We start from the raw sequence: 20,241 nt of genomic DNA, 5'->3' as shown, positions 1-20,241 counted from the left end.
GGAGGGGCGCTGCCCTTCTGCGCCACTCGGGTTCACTCCGTGTGGTTCATTGATCCAGGGTGCGATTCACTTCTTGGTGCTGCGCGACGCGGCCGGCTTCGCTGCAACGCCGCGCTTGCCGGGCCGGGCGGCCTTGCGGGCGGCGGGTCGTTCGGCGACCGGCGGGGGCAGCTTCTCCTCGCGCAAGGCGATGGCTACCGCGCCGAGCGCCTTGGCCGTCGCCGCGTCTCCCTTGCCGCCGCGCGCGCCGTAGAACACGCAGAGCTGCTCCACCTGCGCGATCACGGAGTCCGCCTCGCGGCCGCTGCGCGGCACGCTGGCCAGCGCCTCGGCATACATGCGGATGCACGCATCCACATGCCGCCCGATGGCACCGTCGATGAGCCACTGCGTCAGGGTGGCGTCCGCCACGGCCGCGGCGTCGAAGAAGGCCAGGGTCTGGGCGAACTTGCCGCGCGCCACGTCGAGGCAGCGCTGCGCGAGATCCCGCGCACTGGCCGGCATGCGGGTGGTGATGAGCGCCTCCAGGTTGAGCCAGTTGAGCACCGCGTAGGAGTCGCACTCGTCGCCGCAGTCGTCCAGCACGAGGCGATAGGCATCGCGGCTCAGCGACAGGCTGGCCAGCACGTCCTCCCAGGCGCGGCCCTGCTGGGCCAGCAATCCGGCGCGGCGCTTCAGGGCGCTGCCCAGCAGCAGCTGGCGCTCGCGGTTGATGTTGCCGGCGTCGCGTGACAGGGCCACCAGTGCCTGCAGGCGACCGACGGCGGCGTCCAGCATGTCGATCCGCAGCGCGTCCGACAGGTTCTCGTTCTTCTGCACGGCGATGCGTGCCTCGACGTTGCCGAGCAGCTCGAACAAGCCGACCGACACGTTGCCGCCCTCGTCCGCCGCGATCGCCCGCAGGCAGGCCTCGCGCGCGTCGCCGAAGGCATCCGGGCCGATGTCGTAGTAGTAGGAAGCAATCGCCTCCTGCACATCGGCGCGGTCCAGCCACGCGGGCGGCACGCCACGCAGGCGGTCGCTCACCGCGCGGCGTGCCTCGGCTGCGCCGGCCTGGCGGTGCGATGCGTCGATGCGCATGGCGGCGAACGCCGCCACCAGCTCGCTGGGGGACACCGGCACGGTCGGCGTATGGTCGCGGCTGGATTCGCCCGGCTCCAGCACGAAGCCGGGGTCACCGTAGGCCTGGTAGGCGCCCCAGGTGTTGCAGCCGGGCACCTCGTAGTAGGTGGCGCGGCGGGCCTGCGCCACCGCGTCGCCGAAGGGCATGCCTTCGCGCACGAAGCGGTCGAAGAAGGTGGTCGCGAACACGCGGGCGGCCTGGTCGTTCACCTTCCAGCCGGCGGCCACCACGCAACGCACGCCCATCTCGATCAGCTCGCGCGACACGCTGTAGGCCAGCTTGTTGGCTTCCAGCGGCGTGCTGTCCACCTCGCCGAGGTGGCAGCAGTTGAGGAACACCAGGTCGGGCACGATCTCCAGCTGGCCGATCTCGGCGGCGGACAGCAGCATGCCGTCGGACAGCACGACGCCGGTACGCTCGCTGCCGTCGGCCGCGATCTCGCGATACACGCCGTGCGCGGCGATCATCAGGATGCGGCTCGGGCGGCGGAACACGCGCGACAGCACGTCCAGCGCGGCGGTGCCGGAGGGCACGTATTCCACCTCGTAGCCGCGCGCCTCCAGGATGCGGCGGGCTTCGTCGCCCTCTTCCACCGCGCCCGGCAGGGCCGGCAGGTTGTCGTTCTCGGGCGTCAGCACCGTGCCCGAAGCGACACGCCCGAAGTGGCTGCGGTAGCCTTGGGTACTGGGGTCGACGACGATGCAGGCCGTCTTGTTGCCCACGCTCTGCACGTTGCGGCGGAAGCGCGAGGACACCAGCTGGCGCACCACCGCGGTCTTCAGCACCATCGGTTCGTCGTCGGCCTGCAGCATCTCCCACGGCAGGTTGGCGGTATAGCCGTCCACCATCAGCAGCAGGCGTTCCATCTCGCGCGCCACCGCCTTGTAGTCCACCGGCACCATCAACTGGAACAACAGGCGCGACAGGTCGGGGTTGGTCTGCTCGGTGCGGATGGCCTGCTTCACCAGCGCCTCGATGAGGCCGGGCTGGCGCTGCGGCTCCACCGATTCGGCACGCGCGCGGTCGGAGCTGAAGATGTAGCGCAGGCGGTTCGCCACCGCGCCGACGTTGCCGTCCTTGTCCGGCGGCGCGGCGTTGGTCACGGTAAGCCGCGGCCAGTAGCCGAAGTTCTCGCGCACCGCCAGGCGCGGACGGGCGCCCAGGCCGGTGTGCAGGTTGGCGCTGCACTCCAGGCGCGCGTCGAGGCGGCGCAACTCAGCCGCCATGCGTTGCGGCAGGTCGCGCACCACGTGCGCGGCGGAGATGGCCACGTCCTCGAACAGCTCGACGAATTCCAGGCGGCCGATCTGCATGCGCGCATCCGGCATCGCGGCCAGGAACTGGCGGTTGGCCGCACACACGCCGGTGACGATGGCGGTGATGGACTCCTCCAGGCTGATCGTGGTGCTGGAGTTGTGGCCGATCAGCAGGCTGGCCAGCGTCAGCAGCCGCGCCCGCGCACCCGCCTGCGGGGACATGCCGGCCTCGCGGTCGTGCGTGTGCAGGAGGAAGCGCAAGGCCCCGCCGCGCACGGTCTCGGTCAGCTTGGCGGTGTTCAGCGCACCGAACTCGCCCAGCCCCACCACCACCGCGCCGCGGCCGGTGCCGCGCAACGCATCCTCCGCGGTGCGTGCCTGCATGACGACGGCACAGGTGCCGATCTCGCTGGCGTACACGCCCAGGCGCTCGCGCTTGGACAGCGCGCCACCGGTGAGGCTGACATCGATGGCGGATTCGGCGCCCGCAATCGGGTCGCCGATGTAGTGGCCGCACATGATCGGCTGCTGGGCGAAGCGCAGATCCATCGCGCGCACGGCCACCTGCAGGGCTTCGTTCTCGCGCGCGGCCTTGCTGCGCCGACGCCGCGGCTTGCCGCCGATGAGCCCGCGTGCGATTTCCTCGGCCGACAGCGGCAGCACCGGTGGCGGCGCGTCATAGGCGGTCAGCGCGGCGCTGCCGCTGCGCGACACCGGCAGGCGGCCCAGGCGGGCGGTGTCCCCGCTGGACAGCAGTTCGACGATGGCGTCGAAGTGCTCGGCGGTGCTGGTCAGCGCGGCGTGGTCGGCCTCCATGTGCCAGCAGCGCTCGGGCGGCAGGTTGTCCAGCCGGCCGGACACCCAGCTCACCGAGCCATCCCCCTCGGGCGTGCCCAGCATCTTGATGCGCTCGCCCTCGATACGCACGCCGCAAGGCGTGTTCTCGGCCTGGCCGAACACGTAGCAGACCTTGTCCGGGAAGGGCACGTTGTTGTCCTTCAGCACGCCGTCCCACAGCTCGCGCGCGAGGCTGAGCGTGGCGTCCGGCGGCACGCCGGCCACGGCGTCGCCGAACCAGCGGTCGCGGCACAGCGCGCGCAGCGCCTCCCAGGTGGCGATGTTGAAGTAGTCGTCGCGCTGCTCGCCGGCGCGGTCGCGGAAGCCGGGGCGCGGCAGCAGTTGCAGCCCGCCGGGGAAGCCGGCCACGATGTCCAGCACACCCTGCAGGTCGTGGCTCATGTCGAGCCGCGCCAGGTTGCGGATGGTGCCGCTCTTGCCGAGCAGGGTTTCCACCATGAGGTGCGAGCCGTTGTTCGGCGTACCCAGCATCACGAAGCGGCTGTCGGGTCGCGCCATGGTGCCGGCCCACAGGTCGGGGTGGGCGGCGATCATGGCGCGCGTCACCAGCCCGCCCATGCTGTGCGCCAGGATGCGCACCGGCTGGCTGGGGTGCAGCGCCAGGGTGTCGGCCAGCACCCGCGCCAGCTCGCCGGCGAGCTCGGGAATCGGCCGCCGCCAGTCGTACGGGAAGCGCACCACGGTGTGGCCCAGCTCCAGGTGGTCGGCCAGGTCGCCGTAGAACATGTCGAACAGCGCCTCGGCGCGCACGCTGGACTCGCCCATGCGGATGCGCTTGAGGCCACCGCCGAACAGCTCCACCGGATCGAACCACACGCGGTCGCCATCACCCATCTGCCCTTCCGCCAGCAGCTCCAGGTGCGAACCCATGATGCCGGGCAGGAAGATGACCACCGGGCGGGAGTCCGGCGCCGGTGCGGCGCGTGTCGCCGCGCGCTCGCGCGCCAGTTCCGGCGTCGGCTCCATGCGCAGGCCCGGCGGCGCGAAGCTGGCCAGCCGGTCGGGCTGCTCCACGGTCAGCCAGTCGACCAGCGCACCGCGGGTGCGGCGGTTGGCGAAGTAGCTGAAGTGGGTGACGCCCTCGCCCTGGTCGAACAGGTAGGGCGGCGGCGTCCGCACCGCCAGGCCGGCGTACATCGACTCGGTGTCGACCACCAAGTCGTTGTCGGCGAGGTCGAAGAACATCCAGTCGGTGAACATCGCACCCAGGCGCTTCAGTACGCCACCTCCTTCGATATCACCGGCGATCACCGCCATCGCCAGCCCCGGCCGCCGCTGTGCCTGCGCCAGCAGCGTGGTGAGCGGCGAGTCGGTCAGCATCGCCTCGATACCGGGCACCAGGTGGGGCTCGATGCGCTTCTCGGCAATCTCCAGCACGATGCGCTTGAAGGCCGACAGCAGCAGGCTGCCGGTGGGTCCGGTGAACAGCCCCGCGGCCTTCACCGTGAGCGTCAGCAGGCCGGACAGGAAGACGTCCAGGTTGTCGGACAGCAGCGTGGTGCCGCGCGCCGGCGCGGCCACGCGGACGTAGCGCTCGATGATGAAGTTCTTGCTGTCCAGCAGCTTCACGAGACGGCGCAGCTTGGCCTGTTCGTCGGCGGCCACCTTCTCGCGCAGGCGCCGCTCCAGCCGTGACTCCTTGCGACCCGGCGGCACCTGGCGGCGATAGGCGCGGATCGCCTCCTCGTCGAGGCCGGCCAGGCACAGCAGGTCGCCCACCAGGCCGCCCCGCGAATGAGTGACCAGCGACAGGCGTGCGCCGGCGGGCAGGGTTTCGGCCAGCAGCAGCGCGTTGTCGATGGGGCTTTCGGAAAAGGTGCGGTGCTCGAAGCCGAACACGCGGTCGCCGTGCCGCTCGACGATGCGCTGCCAGTCGCTGTCGGCCATGCCGCCGGCACGCAGGTCCTTGTAGCTGCCCACGGTGCTCGACGCCGTGCCGTGGATCAGCACCAGCAGCGGCCCGGCCTGCGCCGCCGCCTGCAGGCGCGGATCTTCAGCAGCGCAACGGTCCGTCGCCGCCAGTTCGCCGCCGCGCCACAGGTACAGGCCGGGCTCGCCGCCGAGCTGCGATTCGATGGCCCACATCAGCGCCTTGGTGCCCAGCCAGGAGGCGCCGGCATAGGCCAGGTCCTCGGCCTTCTCGCCCAGCCATTCCTGCAGCCATTCCAGTGCTTTCTCGCGTGCCTTGTCGATCAGCGCATCCGGCGCCAGCGACAGCACCGACACCCGCGACCACACGAAGTCCACCGCGCCGCGCGAGGCCGGTTGCGGGTCGCGCAGCACCGCGAGGTCCACGCTGCCGTCCGCCGCCACGGCCTGCGGGTGAAGACGCGCCAGCTCCTCCTGCAGGCGGTCGGCGCGCATGAACACCGTGGTGCCGTCCGCCGCCTCCAACGCGACGATGCGCTCGCCGCTCACGCTCTGCTCGCGCGTCTGCACGTCGCCGCGCGAAGGGCTGCTCAGCTCGACGCTGGCCTCCACGCGCAACACGCCGTCGAGGAAGGGGTCCGCTGCCGCATCGCCGGCGCGGCTGGTGGACTGCAACAGGCGCGGCACGACGCTGCCGCCGTCCTGGTTGGGGCGAGCGGGTAGGCGCAGGGTCAATGTAGAGCTGGCGGGGGGCGTGGTCGGTGTGGGCATGATCGTCCTGGTGGGATCAGGGCTGCGGGCAGGTTGAAGATGTGATGAAAGGTGATGTAAGCGTGTCGGTCAGCGCGCGTGCGATGCGGCCAGATCCTGCGGCCGGATGCGGTGGACCTGCCATGTGCCGGGTGGCGCCTGCTCCACCAGCGCGCACAGGTGCGCGGTGCCACCGTCACCATCGCCGGACAGACCATCCCACAGGCAGATGAAATGCAGCCGCTCCGCGCCTTGGCGCAAGGCATGGCGGAGCAGCCACCGATTGCAGCGGGAGAATACTTCGCTGTCGTCGTCGCCATCACCGGCACCGCCCGACGGCACATCGTCACCCGTGACATCCTGCTCATCGACGGACGGCGTGGGCAATTGCCGTGGCGCCTCCAGCAGGCCAGCACGCACCGACTGGTAGCGCGCCTGCCAGCGCGGGCCGTCCTGCACCGGCAGCACGGATGCCGCGATGAATGCGGGCTCGGGCAGCGGTTGCATGAAACACAGCGGCACGCCTCGCGCCAGGCAGGCCTCGGCAAACAGCAGGTCGCCACCGGCCGCCCCCTGCGTCAGCGCCAGGTCTTCCGGCCCGGCGTCCAGCCAGGCCAGGACCTGCGCGATGCGGTCGGCGGCGGCATCGGCCAGCGCGGCGGGGAAACGCGGTTCGCTGCGCTGTGGCGCGTCGATCATGTGGCCGGCGAAGAGCAGGACCTGGCGTGGCGTGGGCATGGCAACGGAGCTTTGGCGGATGGTCGGCAGGCGGGTCCGGGCAGGAAGCGCGAAAGGGTGCATGAGACGACACACGACAGCACGCGAAGCGGACGCTCATGAAGGCCGCACGCAGGGCGATGCGCCTGTATAGCCCGCCCCCCGCGTACGGCACTAGCGCCTGCCCTTTTGGCGGGCCATCCGGCCAGGGACAGGCCGCCGGGACAGGACTGGAACCGTGCCGTCCAGCGCCGCAGGCGGACCCTTGCGGTTGGATCAAACTCCATCGCCCCCGGGCTTGCCGCTGGCGGAGGGCGGGAGGGACAATCCGCGACATCGGGCATGCGGCCACTGCGGCTGCCCCGCCCACCGGCTTCCGCCCCTTCCTGAAAGACGCCCTGCCATGAAGAAACTCACCCTCCTGGCCACCGCCGCGCTGAGCGCCGGCCTGCTCCTGTCCGCCTGCAGCAAGCAGGAGGAGACCTCAGCCCCGGCCCAGGCTGCGGCGCCCGCCAAGATCGTCGTCGGGCTGGACGACCACTTCCCGCCCATGGGCTTCCGCGACGACGCCAACACCCTGGTCGGCTTCGACATCGACATGGCGCGCGAGGCAGCCAAACGGCTGGAGATGGAGGTGGAGTTCAAGCCCATCGACTGGAGCGCCAAGGAGGCCGAGCTGAACAGCCGCCGCATCGACGTGCTGTGGAACGGCCTGACGATCACCGAGGAGCGCCGCGCCAACATCGGCTTCACCGCGCCCTACCTGGAGAACCACCAGATCGTCATCGTCGCCGCGGCGTCGCCGATCAAGAGCAAGGCCGACCTCGCCGGCAAGACCGTCGGCGTGCAGGAAGGCAGCAGCGCGGTGGACGCGGTGGAGAAGGACCCGGCGCGGAAGACGCTGGGCGCGCTGAAGAAATTCGGCGACAACGTCACCGCGCTGATGGACCTGGGCACCGGCCGCCTGGATGCCGTCGTCCTCGACGAAGTGGTGGGCCGCTACTACGCCGCGAAGAAGCCGGACGCCTACAAGGTGCTGGAAGAGCACTTCGGCACCGAGCAGTACGGCGTGGGCGTGCGCAAGGACGACACCGAGCTGCTGGGCAAGCTCGACAAGGCCCTGGCCGACATGAAGGCCGATGGCAGCGCTGCGAAGATCTCCACCCAGTGGTTCGGTTCGAACATCGTCAAATAAGCTGGCGGGCCTTGCACCGCGATCCGGCACCGGCCATCCTGCCGGGCCGGCGCTAGCTCCCGCCTGCCCGCAACACGGACGTCCGCACCGCCATGGATTACCTCCTGCGCATCCTCCCGCCGCTGCTCGACGGCACGATCGTCACCCTGCAGGTGTTCCTGATCACCATCGTGCTGGCCATTCCGCTGGGGCTGTCGCTCGCCCTGGCGCGCATCTCGCGCTGGCGGGCGCTCGGCGCGGCGGTCAATGGCTACATCTGGCTCATGCGCGGCACGCCGCTGATGCTGCAGATGCTGTTCATCTACTTCGCCCTGCCCTTCGTGCCGGTGGTGGGCATCCGCCTGCCGGACTTCCCCGCCGCCATCGTGGCCTTCGTGCTCAACTACGCGGCCTACTTCGCCGAGATCTTCCGCGCCGGCATCCAGTCGATCGACCGCGGCCAGTACGAAGGCGCCAAGGTGCTGGGCATGAGTTATCCGCAGACCATGCGCCGCATCGTGCTGCCGCAGATGATCCGCCGCATCCTGCCGCCGGTGTCCAACGAGACGATCACGCTGGTCAAGGACACCTCGCTGATCTACGTGCTGGCCATGGACGACCTGCTGCGCGCCGCGCGCGGCCTGGTGCAGCGGGACTTCACGACCTCCCCCTTCATCGTCGCGGCGGCCTTCTACCTGCTGATGACGCTGGTACTGACCTGGGGCTTCCAGTCCCTGGAGAAACGCTACGCGGTAAGCGATGAGTGACATGGCCGACACGCCCGACAACCAGACCGGCCGGCAATTGATGATCCGCGCCAGCGGCCTGCACAAGCGCTTCGGCGAGCACGAGGTACTGCGCGGCGTGTCGCTGGAGATGCGGCGCGGCGAGGTCATCGCGGTGATCGGCCCGTCCGGCTCGGGCAAGAGCACCTTCCTGCGCTGCCTGAACCACTTGGAGACCATCGATGCCGGACGCATCGAGATCGAGGGCGAGACACTGGCCGACACCGACGCGCAGGGCCGCTGCCGCTACGCGCCGGACGCCGGGCTGCGCCGCATCCTGCGGCGCATGGGCATGGTGTTCCAGCACTTCAACCTGTTCCCGCACATGACGGTGCTGCAGAACATCATCGAGGCACCGATGACGATCAAGGGCACGCCGCGCGCAGTCGCCGTGCAGCAGGCCGAAGCCCTGCTCGCCAAGGTGGGCCTGTCGGCCAAGCGCGATGCCTACCCGGCGCGTCTGTCCGGCGGCCAGAAGCAGCGCGTGGCCATCGCCCGCGCGCTGGCGATGGAGCCGGACATCATGCTCTTCGACGAGCCCACCTCGGCGCTCGACCCGGAGCTCACCGGCGAGGTGCTGCGCACCATGCGCGCGCTGGCCGACGAGCACATGACCATGCTGGTCGTGACGCACGAGATGGGCTTCGCCCGCGAAGTCGCCAACCGCGTGATCTTCATGGATCAGGGGCAGATCGTCGAGGAACGCCCCGCCGCCGAGTTCTTCGCCGACCCGCAGCACCCGCGCAGCCGCGCCTTCCTCGACAGCATGCTCTGACTGCCACTCGCAGCCGGGACGCAGCAACGCCCGGACTCCTGTTTTCCGTCCCGGCATCTACGTCTTTCAAGGGCACCGGGATCGTCGACGCGCCGGCACGATGAAAAAAAGCGGCGGACCATGGTCCGCCGCAATCGCACTGCGTGCCACCGCAAGGCATCAGGCCACATCACCCGCTATCACCCGCCATCGCGCACCATGTCGATCAATGCCCGCAGCGCTGCGTAGTAGGAGTGCGGGCCGAGGCCCTGCACAGTGCCCTTCACCGCCGGCGAGATGATGGAATGCGCCCGCCAGCTCTCACGCGCGGCGATGTTGGACATGTGCACCTCGATCACCGGAAAAGGCATGGCCTTGATGGCGTCGTGCAGCGGCACGCCATGCTGGGTCAGCCCGGCCGGGTTGAGCAGCGCGCCCTGCGCGTCGTCGATGTGCGTGTGCAGGAAGTCGATCAACGCACCCTCGTGGTTGGACTGGAGCGTCGCCAGCGTGACGCCTGCGCACTCCGCAATGTCCGCCAGCTTCGCGTCGATCTCCGCCAGCGTCGTGGTGCCGTAGATGTGCGGCTCGCGGCGGCCGAACAGGTTGAGGTTCGGCCCATGCAGTACCAGTAGTTTCATGCTGCCCCCTGCTTACTGCTTGCCGATGCGGGTCAGTTCGTCGCGGTACAGCTTGACGATGGCCGGGTCGTACTGGGCGGTGAAATGCTCGGTCGCCTGCTGGGCAATCTGGCGCATGCGCCCGAGCTCCGCCGGGCTCACGTCGTTGTACTGCATGCCGGCGGCCTTCAGGTCGGCCACGGCCTTGGCGGCGGCAGCGCGGCTGGCCTGGCGCTGGTAGGCGCGCGATTCCTCGGCGGCCTCCTGCATCCACTTCTGCTCGGCCGGCGTCAGCCCGTCCCAGAACTTCTTGCTCACCAGGATGATGTTGGCGGCGTAGACGTGGTTGGTGGCGCTGACGAACTTCTGCACCTCGAAGAACTTGTTGGAGAGAATCACCGCGAAGGGATTCTCCTGGCCGTCCACCGCCTTCGTCTCCAGCGCCGGGTACAGCTCGGCGAAGGGCATCGGCAGCGGGTTGGCCTTGAAGGCCTTGAAGGTGTCCATGAACACCGGGTTCGGGATGACGCGGATCTTCAGGCCGTCCAGGTCCTCCGCCTTCGTGATCGGCCGCTTGCTGTTGGTGACGTTGCGGAAGCCGAGGTCCCAGTAGCCCAGCGCCACCAGGCCCTTCTCCGGCAGCTTCGAGATGAGTGTCTGCCCGAGCGGGCCGTCGAGCAGTGCATCGGCCTGCGCGAACGAGGTGACCGAGAACGGGAAGTCGACGAGGCCGAACTCCTTGACGACACCTGCCAGCGACGTGGTGGCGGGCGCCGACATCTGCTGCACGCCGCCCTGCAGGGCCGACTGCTGCTGCAGTTCGTTGCCGAGCTGCGAGGCCGGGAATTCCTGCACCTTCATCTTGCCGCCGCTCTTGGTGGCGAGCACCTCGGCAAAGCGCTTCACGCCCAGGCTCACCGGGTGGTCGGTGTTGTTGAGGTGGCCGAAGCGGATGATCCGCTCCTGCTGCGCGAACGCCGGGACGCCGAGTGACGCGACGAAACCGGCGGCGAGACCGGCGGCAATCAAGGAACGAAGGATGGTCTTCACGAGCGGAGTCTCCTGTCTTCTGTGGTGGGCACGATCGCCGGGCGGGTCCGGCAAGCACAACTGGAAATATTTTCCATTTTTGAAATATCTTCCACATGGCCGGTATGATTCAATTTCCGGAAACCCCTACACCTCGCGAGAGTCACCATGAGCGGAGCCCTGGAGCGCGCCTTCACCGTGCTGGAATACCTGGCTGAGCGCCCGGACGGCAGTGCCATCTCCACGCTGGCCACCGACCTGCAGCTGCCGCTGAGCGCCAGCCATCGCCTGCTGGCGGAGCTGCAGCGCTGCGGCTACGTGCGGCAGGACCCGCACAGCGGGCTGTACGTGCTGACCGTCAAGCTGGTGGCGATGGGCCTGTCCTTCCTCAGCAAGTCCGGCATCGTGGACGTGGCCCAGCCCCTGCTCGACCAGTTGGCGGCCGCGTCGGGCGAACTGGTGCGCATGGCGGTGGTGGATGGCGACGCGCTGGTCTTCGTCGCCCGCGCGCAGGGGGCCCGCAGCGGCCTGCGCTACGACGCCGACATGGGCATGTCGGTGCCGCTCTCCTGCAGTGCCGCCGGCCATGCCTGGCTGTCCAGCTTCGGCGACGACGAGGCCATGACGCATCTGGCGAAAGCCGGCATCGCACGGCCGGAGGACTACGGCCCCAGGGCACCCACCACCATCAAGGCGGTGATGACCGTGGTGCGCGCGGCGCGCCAGCGCGGCTTCAGCATGATCAACGAGATGTTCGCTCCCGGCATGACCGCAATGGCCGCCCCCGTGCTGGACCGTGACGGCCGCGCCATCGGCGTCGTCACCATCGCCGGCCCGGCCGTGCGGCTGACCCCTGCGCGCATGGAGTCGCTGGGCGACGTGCTGCTCGACATCGCCGCGCAGGTCGCCAAGGCCAGCGCCGCGTCCAGCCTGTTCAAGAACCCCCGCCGCGAAGTGGCCTGAGCGCACGGGCCCCGGCCCGGGCACCCATCCTTCCCTTCGCGGGCGTCAACGCCCGCATCGCCCCCTGCCTTGTAGTGCCAGCACTACAAGGCAATCACGACAACCGCGATACCGGCGGTTGAACGCCGCGCGCACCATCGCCTCACCCCAACGAGGAGCGTGCGATGGATCGCAGCAGCACCCGGATTACCGGCTTCCGACTCGGCATCTACGTCTTCAAGGACGCCGAGATCATCGACTACGCCGCCCCCGCCGGCGTGCTGTCGGTGGCGCGCCGACTGGACCCGGAGATCGACGTCTTCCTCGTCGGCGAGACGCTGCGACCCACGCAGACCCAGGCTGGCATCACGGTGCTGCCGAACTACGGCTTCGGCGACACCCCGGCCCTGGACGCCTTCCTGATTCCCGGTGGCTTCGGCGCGCGGCAGGAGATGCACAACCGCAACCTGCACGACTACGTGCGCAGCCTGCCGGACCGGTGCCTGCTGGCCAGCGTCGGCGCGGGCTCGTGGGTGTATGCGCGCATGGGCCTGCTCGACGGCCTGCCCGCCACCAACCGCAAGGAACCGGACCGGCTGGAGTCCTCGCACATGGGCAAGACGCCGATCGACCGCCTGGGCGAAATGGCGCCGACCTGCCGCGTCAGCCGCGCCCGCGTGGTGGATGCCGGCCGCATCCTCACCGCCGGCGGCATCGCAGCCGGCATGGAGATGGGCTTCCACCTGCTGCGCCGCGCCGGCTACGACGACGCCTTCGTCATGGATGTGGCGCGGATCATGGAATACCACCGCGCCTACGAGTTCTACCGCCACGACATCGAGCTTTCCCAATAAAGGCCTTTGAGCTTTCCCGTATCACCCTGCCAGGAGAATCAGCATGTCCGCTTGGAAAGATCCCTTCAACGCCGACCACCGACTGGGCGCCTGCTCATGCGGCGAGCACCACTCGCAGGCGGAGCACGACGCTGCGACGGTTGCGCCTGCCGCGTCTGCCGACCTCGCCGCCGACGCCGACACGGAAGCGATGACGCGTCGCACGCTGGAGTCCGCGGTGATGCGCGCGATCTTCCCGGACGACAACCAGCGCCGCAAATTCCTGCGCGCGGTGGGCTCCGGCACCGCGCTGGCTGCAGTGTCCTCGCTGTTCCCCTTCGGTGCGCTGGAAGCGATGGCCCAGGAGAAAGGCCCGCTGGAGAAGAAGGACCTGAAGATCGGCTTCATCCCCATCACCTGCTCCAGCCCCATCGTCATGGCCGACCCGCTGGGCTTCTACAAAGCGCAGGGCCTCAACGTGCAGGTGGTGAAGACCGCAAGCTGGGCGCTGATCCGCGACAAGGTGATGAACAAGGAATACGACGCCTCGCACATGCTGGCGCCGATGCCGTTGGCCATCTCGCTAGGCGTGGGTTCCAACCCGCAGCCGATCAACGTCGCCACCATCCAGAACACCAACGGCCAGGCCATCACGCTGTCGGTGCGTCACAAGGACAAGCGCGACCCGAAGATGTGGAAGGGTTTCAAGTTCGCGGTGCCCTTCGACTACTCGATGCACAACTTCCTGCTGCGTTACTACGTGGCGGAGCACGGCCTGGACCCGGACAAGGACATCCAGATCCGCGTGGTGCCGCCGCCCGAGATGGTGGCCAACCTGCGCGCCGGCAACATCGACGGCTTCCTGGGGCCGGACCCGTTCAACCAGCGCGCGGTGTTCGAGGAAGTGGGCTTCATCCACATCCTGTCGAAGGAAATCTGGGACGGCCACCCCTGCTGCGCCTTCGGCGTGCCGGCGGAGTTCGTGAAGCAGAACCCCAACACCTTCGCCGCGCTGTACCGCTCGGTGCTCACCGCATCGAAGATGGCGCGCGACCCGAAGAACCGCCCGATCATGGCCGAGGTGCTGTCGCCCGCCGCCTACCTCAACCAGCCGAAGACGGTGCTGGAGCAGGTGCTCACCGGCCGCTTCGCCGACGGCCTGGGCCAGGTGCAGAACGTACCGGACCGCGCCGACTTCGACCCCGTGCCCTGGTACTCCATGTCGGTGTGGATCCTCACGCAGATGAAGCGCTGGGGCTACATCAAGGGCGACGTGCAATACAAGGACGTGGCCGAACGCGTCTTCCTGCTCACCGACGCCAAGAAGCGCATGGCCGAAGTGGGGCTCACGCCGCCGAAGGAGAACTACAAGAAGTTCAAGGTGCTGGGCAAGGAGTTCGACCCGATGAAGCCGGAGGCCTACGTCGAGAGTTTTGCGATCAAGCGCAGCTGACGCTCCGCAGTCGGCCCTTCGACCCCTTCGACAGGCTCAGGGACCAAGGCTCAGGGCACGGCCGTTGGCTGAGCCCGTCGAAGCCAACCCATCGAAGGGCGTAGGTTGGGTTGAGCGAATGCGAAGCCCAACACACAGCGGATGCCGAAGCCGTGCTGGGCTTCGCTGCGCTCAACCCAACCTACCGCCGGAATGTTCGCGAGCGCCGTAGCCCGGATGAAGGCACACAGGAACAACCACGAGTACCAGTGAAATGAAACCCGAATTCCTCAAGAGCACCCTGCTGTCGCTGGCGATCTTCTGCCTGTTCATCGGCATCTGGCAGCTCGCCACATTGCCGAAGGAATCCGCCGCGCCGCAGGCGCCCGCCGGCATGAGTGCCGAGTACGCCGAGCTGATGGGCCTCACCGCGCCGAAGCAGAGCGGTTTTCCGCCGCCCGCCGAAGTCGGCCGCGCCTTCGTCAAGTTCCTGTCCGATCCCTTCTACGATCGCGGCCCCAACGACAAGGGCATCGGCATCCAGCTCGGCCACTCGCTGGGCCGCGTCGGCCTCGGCTTCCTGCTCGCCGCGCTGGTCGCCGTGCCGCTGGGCTTCGCCATCGGCATGTCGCCGCTGATCTACCGCGCGCTGGACCCGTTCATCCAGGTGCTCAAGCCCATTTCGCCGCTGGCCTGGATGCCGCTCGCGCTCTACACCATCAAGGACAGCGGCATCTCCGGCATCTTCGTCATCTTCATCTGCTCGCTGTGGCCGATGCTGATCAACACCGCCTTCGGCGTGGCCGGTGTACGCCGCGAATGGCTCAACGTCGCCCGCACGCTGGAAGTCCGGCCACTGCGCAAGGCCCTCACCGTCATCCTGCCCGCTGCCGCGCCCACCATCCTCACCGGCATGCGCATCAGCATGGGCATCGCCTGGCTGGTCATCGTCGCCGCCGAGATGCTCGTCGGCGGCACCGGCATCGGCTACTTCGTGTGGAACGAGTGGAACAACCTGGCCCTGCCCAACGTGATCTTCGCCATCGTCGTCATCGGCGTGGTGGGCATGGTGCTGGACCGCTTCTTCGCGCAGATGCAGAAGTGGGTGACGTATGCGGAGTGAGCGGACACGACTTGGAATCGGGGCGCAAGACGCACACCGCAACGGACACCCGATACGCAACGCAGTACCCCCAACCTCCGTCATTCCCGCGGAAGCGGGAATCCAGTGTCGTCCCAGCCTCAGACCAAAGTCGCTGGATTCCCGCACGGCCCCTGAGCTTGTCGAAGGGCGCGGGAATGACGTGCAACAGGCGTCACCCGCCGCGCGCTTGCGCTGAAGAAACCAGTCCCGGAAGCAAACACACCATGACCACCCCCTACCTCCTCATCGAAGACCTCGCCAAGCGCTACCCCGGCAGCAGCGAGCCTGTGTTCGAGAACATCCGCTTCGGCATCGAGCGTGGCGAATTCGTCTGCATCATTGGCCACTCCGGCTGCGGCAAGACCACCATCCTCAACGTGCTGTCCGGGCTGGAGCAACCGAGCGACGGCCACGTCATCGTCGATGGCCGCGAGGTGAAAGGCCCCGGCCTGGACCGCGGCGTCGTGTTCCAGGGCCATGCCCTGATGCCCTGGCTCACCGTACTGCAGAACGTGGCCTTCGGCGTGCGCTCGCGCTGGCCGGACTGGAGCAACGAGAAGATCAACGAACAGGCGCGCAAGTACCTGGAGATGGTCGGCCTCGGCCACGCCATGGACAAGAAGCCCTCGGCGCTGTCCGGTGGCATGAAGCAGCGCGTCGGCATCGCCCGCGCCTTTGCCATCCAGCCCAAGATGCTGCTGCTCGACGAACCCTTCGGCGCGCTGGACGCACTGACCCGCGGCACCATCCAGGACGAGCTGCTGAAGATCGTGCAGGCCACGCAGCAGACGGTGTTCATGATCACCCACGACGTGGACGAAGCCATCCTGCTGGCCGACCGCATCCTGCTGATGAGCAACGGCCCGCGTGCACGCATCGCAGAGATCGTGGAAGTCACCATGCCGCGCAACCGCACCCGTGCCGGCCTGCACCACGACCCGCAGTACTACCGCATCCGCAACCACCTGGTGGACTTCCTCGTCAGCCGATCCGGTGGCGAGGAAGCGCGCAACGCCACCCACCCGGTCACCGTGCGACCCGGCCTGGACGCCGACACCGCCACGCCCCCGACGACCGACGCCCCTTTTGTGCGGGCCAGCACTGAGCTGGCCGCCTGAACCCACCGCCTGACAACCGACACCACCTCAAGGAGAAACACCATGAAGCGCCATGACGTCACCGAAATGATCGTCGAGAAGAAGATCGCCAAGAAGCTCAAGTGGAGCCAGATCGCCGAAGTCGTCGGCCAGTCCAAGGAATGGACCACCGCCGCGCTGATGGGCCAGATGACCCTCACCGAAGAGCAGGCCACCAAGGTCGGCAAGCTGTTCGACCTGCCGGAGCAAGCCGTCGCCCTACTGCAGGTCGTCCCCTACAAGGGCAGCCTGCCCACCAGCGTCCCCACCGACCCGCTGATCTACCGCTTCTACGAACTGGTCAGCGTGTACGGCACCACCTTCAAGGAACTCATCCACGAAGAGTTCGGCGACGGCATCATGAGCGCCATCGACTTCAAGATGGACCTGCAACGCGAGGCCAATCCGATGGGTGACCGCGTCAGCATCGTGATGAGCGGGAAGTTCCTGCCGTACAAGACGTATTGATCGTCCCCGCAGGCTCCGTCATCCCGCGAACGCGCAGTGTCGTCCGGGACGTTGCTGCGAGCTGTATTCCAGAGCCTCGTCGTTCCCGCGAAAGCGGGAACCCAGTGACGTTCAACGGCCGTAAACGACGCTGGATTCCCGCTTTCGCGGGAATGACGAGTTCACGGGCGAATCCACGCGGATACCTCCAAGCAGGACAGCGCTTCTCGCGCCGCGCAAGACAATCAAGGAACCACCATGTCCGACCAAGCCCGCCCGCCCCTGCCCCCCTTCACTGCCGAGACTGCCGCGCAGAAAGCGCGCATGGCCGAAGACGCCTGGAACTCGCGTGACCCGGTGCGCGTATCGCTCGCCTACACCGCCGACAGCCAGTGGCGTAACCGGGCAGAGTTCGTCACCGGCCGCGAGCAGATCGTCACCTTCCTGCAACGCAAGTGGGCGCGCGAGCTGGAGTACCGCCTCATCAAGGAGGTGTGGGCCTGGCAGGACAACCGCATCGCCGCCCGCTTCGCCTACGAATGGCGCGACGACTCCGGCCAGTGGTTCCGGTCCTACGGCAACGAGAACTGGGAGTTCGACGAGAACGGCCTCATGCGCCGCCGTCACGCAAGCATCAACGACCTGCCCATCGCGGAAGCCGACCGCAAGTTCCACTGGCCGCAGGGGCGGCGGCCGGATGAGCATCCGGGGTTGAGTGAGCTGGGGTTGTGATGTAAAGCGTCCGGCGCAATGCCCTTTGGTTATTGCGCCCTACGATCGCTCGACGCCGTGCCTATCTGCCATGCCTTCGTCGCAGACTCTGAACATGCTCAACGTCCGTAGCGCCGGTAATCGAAAGGCGCACGGCCTCCAGCCTGCCCACACAGAAGTGCATCCGGTTCAGAGACATAACCTCGCTGCTCTGCTCGCGGATATGGCGCAAGAAGCCGGGGATATCGAACACTCCGTTCGGTATCTCGGTCTTAAACTCGGCCTCGCCAGTAAAAACGACAGCCGACCGAATGCTCTCAGGAGGAAGGAAGTCGAGTAGGCCTTGAACCGCCCGGACGTGCCGGAAATTCTGGTGGATCGGGTTCTGAAACCGGAACTTCCACCTGAACAAGACCTGAGTCCACGTGGCGTGTCGGGCATTGGCAAATATCCAGCCCTTGTAGTCCTTGCACTCAATGACGAACACGCCAAACCTTGAAACGAGGATGTGATCCACTTGGGTTGTCCCGTCTTCCAGCCGCAGCGTGATGTGGTTCATCAAATGGAAGTCGGGAGGAGAAAAATTCCTTCGGATAGCACGTGCGAGGCGTGTCTCTCCGTCGTTCTGAATCAGGTGAACGCCGGATCGGCCACGACCGAGCGCGAATCCGATAGCGACACCGACAATGAGTACGAAAACGATATCGGCGTTCATTCGTGCAGTCTGGTTCAAGTAGGGCGCAATAACCGAAGGGCATTGCGCCGGATGTCGGGCAGCATACTCGCACGCCTCAATCACTCACGGCGCGAAGGCCATTACATCACTCACCCCGGGGCATCACCATCCTCCCCAGGGCACCCGACTGAAGGCACTCCGCACATGAACATACTGGGCATCTACACGCCACCCGCATGCCTGGCATACCATCTGGGGCATGGCTGCCCCGCAGCCAGTCACACCCCAACCATTCGAACATCCGGAGTGCTCCATGGCCCACCCCCTAGCCGGCAAGCCCGTTCCCGCTGACCTGTTGATGGACGTCCCCGCCCTGCTGGCGGCCTACAAGAATCTGCCTGACGTGGCCATCAGCACGCAGCGCGTGGCCTTCGGCACCAGCGGTCACCGCGGCAGCGCCTTCAACAAGAGCTTCAACGAAGCGCACATCCTCGCTATTACCCAGGCCGTCTGCGAGTACCGCGCGGCGCAGGGCACCACCGGCCCGTTGTTCATCGGCATGGACACGCATGCCCTGTCCGCGCCTGCGCAGCAGAGCGCGCTCGAAGTGCTCGCTGCCAATGGCGTCACCACGCGCATGCAGAGCGATGGCGGCTACTCGCCGACGCCGGTCATCTCCCACGCCATCCTCACGTACAACGCCAGCAAGCCCGCCGCGCTGGCAGATGGCCTGATCATCACGCCCTCGCACAACCCGCCGCAGGATGGCGGCATCAAGTACAACCCGCCCCACGGCGGCCCCGCTGACACCGACGCGACCGGCTGGATCGAGAACCGCGCCAATGACCTGCTCGCCACTGGCAACGCCGGCATCAAGCGCGTGAGCTACGCGGAAGCCCTCGCCTCGCCCCACGTGAGCCAGCACGACTTCGCGGCCGGCTACATCGCCGACCTCGACAAGGTCATCGACATGGAGGCCATCAGGAAGGCGGGCGTAAAGATCGGCGTGGACCCGCTGGGTGGCGCGGCCGTCGCGTACTGGGCACGCATCGCCGAGCACTACGGGCTGGACATCGACGTGGTGAACCCCAAGGTCGATCCCGCATTCGGCTTCATGACGCTGGACCACGACGGCAAGATCCGCATGGACTGCTCCAGCCCCTACGCGATGGCCAGCCTCGTCCAGCTCAAGGACCGCTTCGCCATCGCCTGGGGCAACGATGCCGACGTGGACCGCCACGGCATCGTCACGCCCAGCGTCGGCCTCATGAACCCCAACCACTACCTGGCCGTCGCCATCAGGTACCTGCTGGGCCACCGCCCCCAGTGGTCCACGGCTGCCGTCGGCAAGACGCTGGTGTCGAGCAACATGATCGACCGCGTGGTGAACGGCCTCGGCCGCAAGTTGCTCGAAGTGCCGGTCGGCTTCAAATGGTTCTCGCCCGGCCTGCTCGACGGCAGCCTGTGCTTCGGTGGCGAAGAGAGCGCGGGCGCCAGCTTCCTGCGCCGCGACGGCACGGTGTGGACCACCGACAAGGACGGCATCATCCTCGGCCTGCTCGCCGCCGAAATCACCGCCGTCACCGGCAAGGACCCCGGCCAGCACTACCTGGAACTCACCGCGCAGTACGGCACGCCGCACTACACCCGCATCGACGCCGCCGCCACGCCCGAGCAGAAGAAGGCCTTCAAGCAGCTCACACCCGAGAAGGTGCTCAACACCACGCTCGCAGGCGAAGCCATCACCGCCAGGCTCACCAAGGCCTCCGGCAACGGCGCAGGCATCGGCGGCCTCAAGGTCACGACGGAGAACGGCTGGTTCGCCGCACGGCCGTCCGGCACGGAAGACATCTACAAGATCTACGCCGAGAGCTTCGTGTCAGCAGAACACCTGCAGCAGATCGTGAAGGAAGCGCAGGAGATCGTGTCGGCGGCGTTGGGGGGATGAGGCAGGGGTAGCGGAAGCATCCGGCGCAATGCCCTTT

General features: G+C 67.7%; 16 protein-coding genes. 11 read left to right on the top strand and 5 right to left on the bottom strand.

Annotated features, from left to right (window positions below):
- Nucleotides 1-66 precede the first annotated feature (66 nt).
- Together VVD47_RS19675 and VVD47_RS19670 are read right to left on the bottom strand one after the other, a co-directional pair.
- On the bottom strand, nt 67-5,877 hold the full coding sequence (locus VVD47_RS19675; RefSeq protein ID WP_327605229.1) for a DUF7379 domain-containing protein: 5,811 nt from the start codon (nt 5,875-5,877) through the stop codon (nt 67-69).
- Between the two features lie 69 nt (nt 5,878-5,946).
- Nucleotides 5,947-6,594, bottom strand: a complete 648-nt coding sequence (locus tag VVD47_RS19670; RefSeq protein WP_327605228.1) for a hypothetical protein — start codon at nt 6,592-6,594, stop codon at nt 5,947-5,949.
- A gap of 382 nt (nt 6,595-6,976) precedes the next feature.
- Between VVD47_RS19670 and VVD47_RS19665 the strand changes: the two genes are divergently transcribed.
- From VVD47_RS19665 to VVD47_RS19655, 3 genes are all read left to right on the top strand, one after another.
- Nucleotides 6,977-7,768 (top strand): amino acid ABC transporter substrate-binding protein, encoded by a 792-nt coding sequence (locus tag VVD47_RS19665; protein ID WP_327605227.1) that lies wholly within the window; start codon nt 6,977-6,979, stop codon nt 7,766-7,768.
- Between the two features lie 92 nt (nt 7,769-7,860).
- A complete protein-coding gene (locus tag VVD47_RS19660) occupies nt 7,861-8,514 on the top strand; it encodes an amino acid ABC transporter permease (RefSeq protein ID WP_327605226.1) in 654 nt (217 codons plus the stop codon).
- A gap of 40 nt (nt 8,515-8,554) precedes the next feature.
- Nucleotides 8,555-9,307: an amino acid ABC transporter ATP-binding protein gene (locus tag VVD47_RS19655; protein WP_327605446.1), complete on the top strand. Its 753-nt coding sequence runs from the start codon at nt 8,555-8,557 to the stop codon at nt 9,305-9,307.
- 179 nt (nt 9,308-9,486) lie between these two features.
- Here VVD47_RS19655 and VVD47_RS19650 read toward each other — a convergent pair whose 3' ends face one another.
- Entirely contained in the window at nt 9,487-9,927 is a 441-nt protein-coding gene (locus tag VVD47_RS19650; RefSeq protein WP_327605225.1) for a type II 3-dehydroquinate dehydratase, read from the bottom strand.
- 12 nt (nt 9,928-9,939) lie between these two features.
- The gene (locus tag VVD47_RS19645) at nt 9,940-10,956 is read right to left on the bottom strand and encodes a TRAP transporter substrate-binding protein (RefSeq protein WP_327605224.1); all 1,017 of its coding nucleotides are present in this window, start codon (nt 10,954-10,956) and stop codon (nt 9,940-9,942) included.
- Nucleotides 10,957-11,103: 147 nt separating this feature from the next.
- Here VVD47_RS19645 and VVD47_RS19640 point away from each other — a divergent pair, with 147 nt between their 5' ends.
- The 7 genes from VVD47_RS19640 (at nt 11,104) to VVD47_RS19610 (ending at nt 17,601) form a co-directional block, all read left to right on the top strand.
- Nucleotides 11,104-11,898 carry an IclR family transcriptional regulator gene (locus tag VVD47_RS19640; protein WP_327605223.1) on the top strand — a complete coding sequence of 265 codons (795 nt, stop codon included), beginning with the start codon at nt 11,104-11,106 and terminating at the stop codon, nt 11,896-11,898.
- A gap of 164 nt (nt 11,899-12,062) precedes the next feature.
- Nucleotides 12,063-12,731 carry a DJ-1/PfpI family protein gene (locus VVD47_RS19635; protein ID WP_327605222.1) on the top strand — a complete coding sequence of 223 codons (669 nt, stop codon included), beginning with the start codon at nt 12,063-12,065 and terminating at the stop codon, nt 12,729-12,731.
- Between the two features lie 43 nt (nt 12,732-12,774).
- On the top strand, nt 12,775-14,163 hold the full coding sequence (locus VVD47_RS19630; protein ID WP_327605221.1) for a CmpA/NrtA family ABC transporter substrate-binding protein: 1,389 nt from the start codon (nt 12,775-12,777) through the stop codon (nt 14,161-14,163).
- Nucleotides 14,164-14,416: 253 nt separating this feature from the next.
- The gene (gene ntrB / locus VVD47_RS19625) at nt 14,417-15,265 is read left to right on the top strand and encodes a nitrate ABC transporter permease (RefSeq protein WP_327605220.1); all 849 of its coding nucleotides are present in this window, start codon (nt 14,417-14,419) and stop codon (nt 15,263-15,265) included.
- A gap of 245 nt (nt 15,266-15,510) precedes the next feature.
- The gene (locus VVD47_RS19620; protein WP_327605219.1) at nt 15,511-16,404 is read left to right on the top strand and encodes an ABC transporter ATP-binding protein; all 894 of its coding nucleotides are present in this window, start codon (nt 15,511-15,513) and stop codon (nt 16,402-16,404) included.
- Between the two features lie 42 nt (nt 16,405-16,446).
- Entirely contained in the window at nt 16,447-16,890 is a 444-nt protein-coding gene (cynS, locus tag VVD47_RS19615) for a cyanase (protein WP_327605218.1), read from the top strand.
- Between the two features lie 237 nt (nt 16,891-17,127).
- Nucleotides 17,128-17,601, top strand: coding sequence for a nuclear transport factor 2 family protein (locus tag VVD47_RS19610; protein WP_327605217.1), 474 nt, complete (start codon nt 17,128-17,130; stop codon nt 17,599-17,601).
- A 61-nt stretch (nt 17,602-17,662) separates the two neighbouring features.
- Here VVD47_RS19610 and VVD47_RS19605 read toward each other — a convergent pair whose 3' ends face one another.
- The gene (locus tag VVD47_RS19605; RefSeq protein ID WP_327605216.1) at nt 17,663-18,295 is read right to left on the bottom strand and encodes a nuclease-related domain-containing protein; all 633 of its coding nucleotides are present in this window, start codon (nt 18,293-18,295) and stop codon (nt 17,663-17,665) included.
- A 274-nt stretch (nt 18,296-18,569) separates the two neighbouring features.
- On the opposite strand from VVD47_RS19605, the gene pgm reads away from it, so the two are divergent.
- A complete protein-coding gene (pgm, locus tag VVD47_RS19600) occupies nt 18,570-20,204 on the top strand; it encodes a phosphoglucomutase (alpha-D-glucose-1,6-bisphosphate-dependent) (protein WP_327605215.1) in 1,635 nt (544 codons plus the stop codon).
- The last annotated feature ends 37 nt before the right edge of the window (nt 20,205-20,241 follow it).

The organism is Uliginosibacterium sp. H1, from assembly GCF_036017065.1.
In the GTDB taxonomy this organism is placed as follows: domain Bacteria; phylum Pseudomonadota; class Gammaproteobacteria; order Burkholderiales; family Rhodocyclaceae; genus Uliginosibacterium.
Note: the sequence above shows the minus strand (reverse complement) of the source record. Positions and strands in the feature narration are given on the sequence as shown.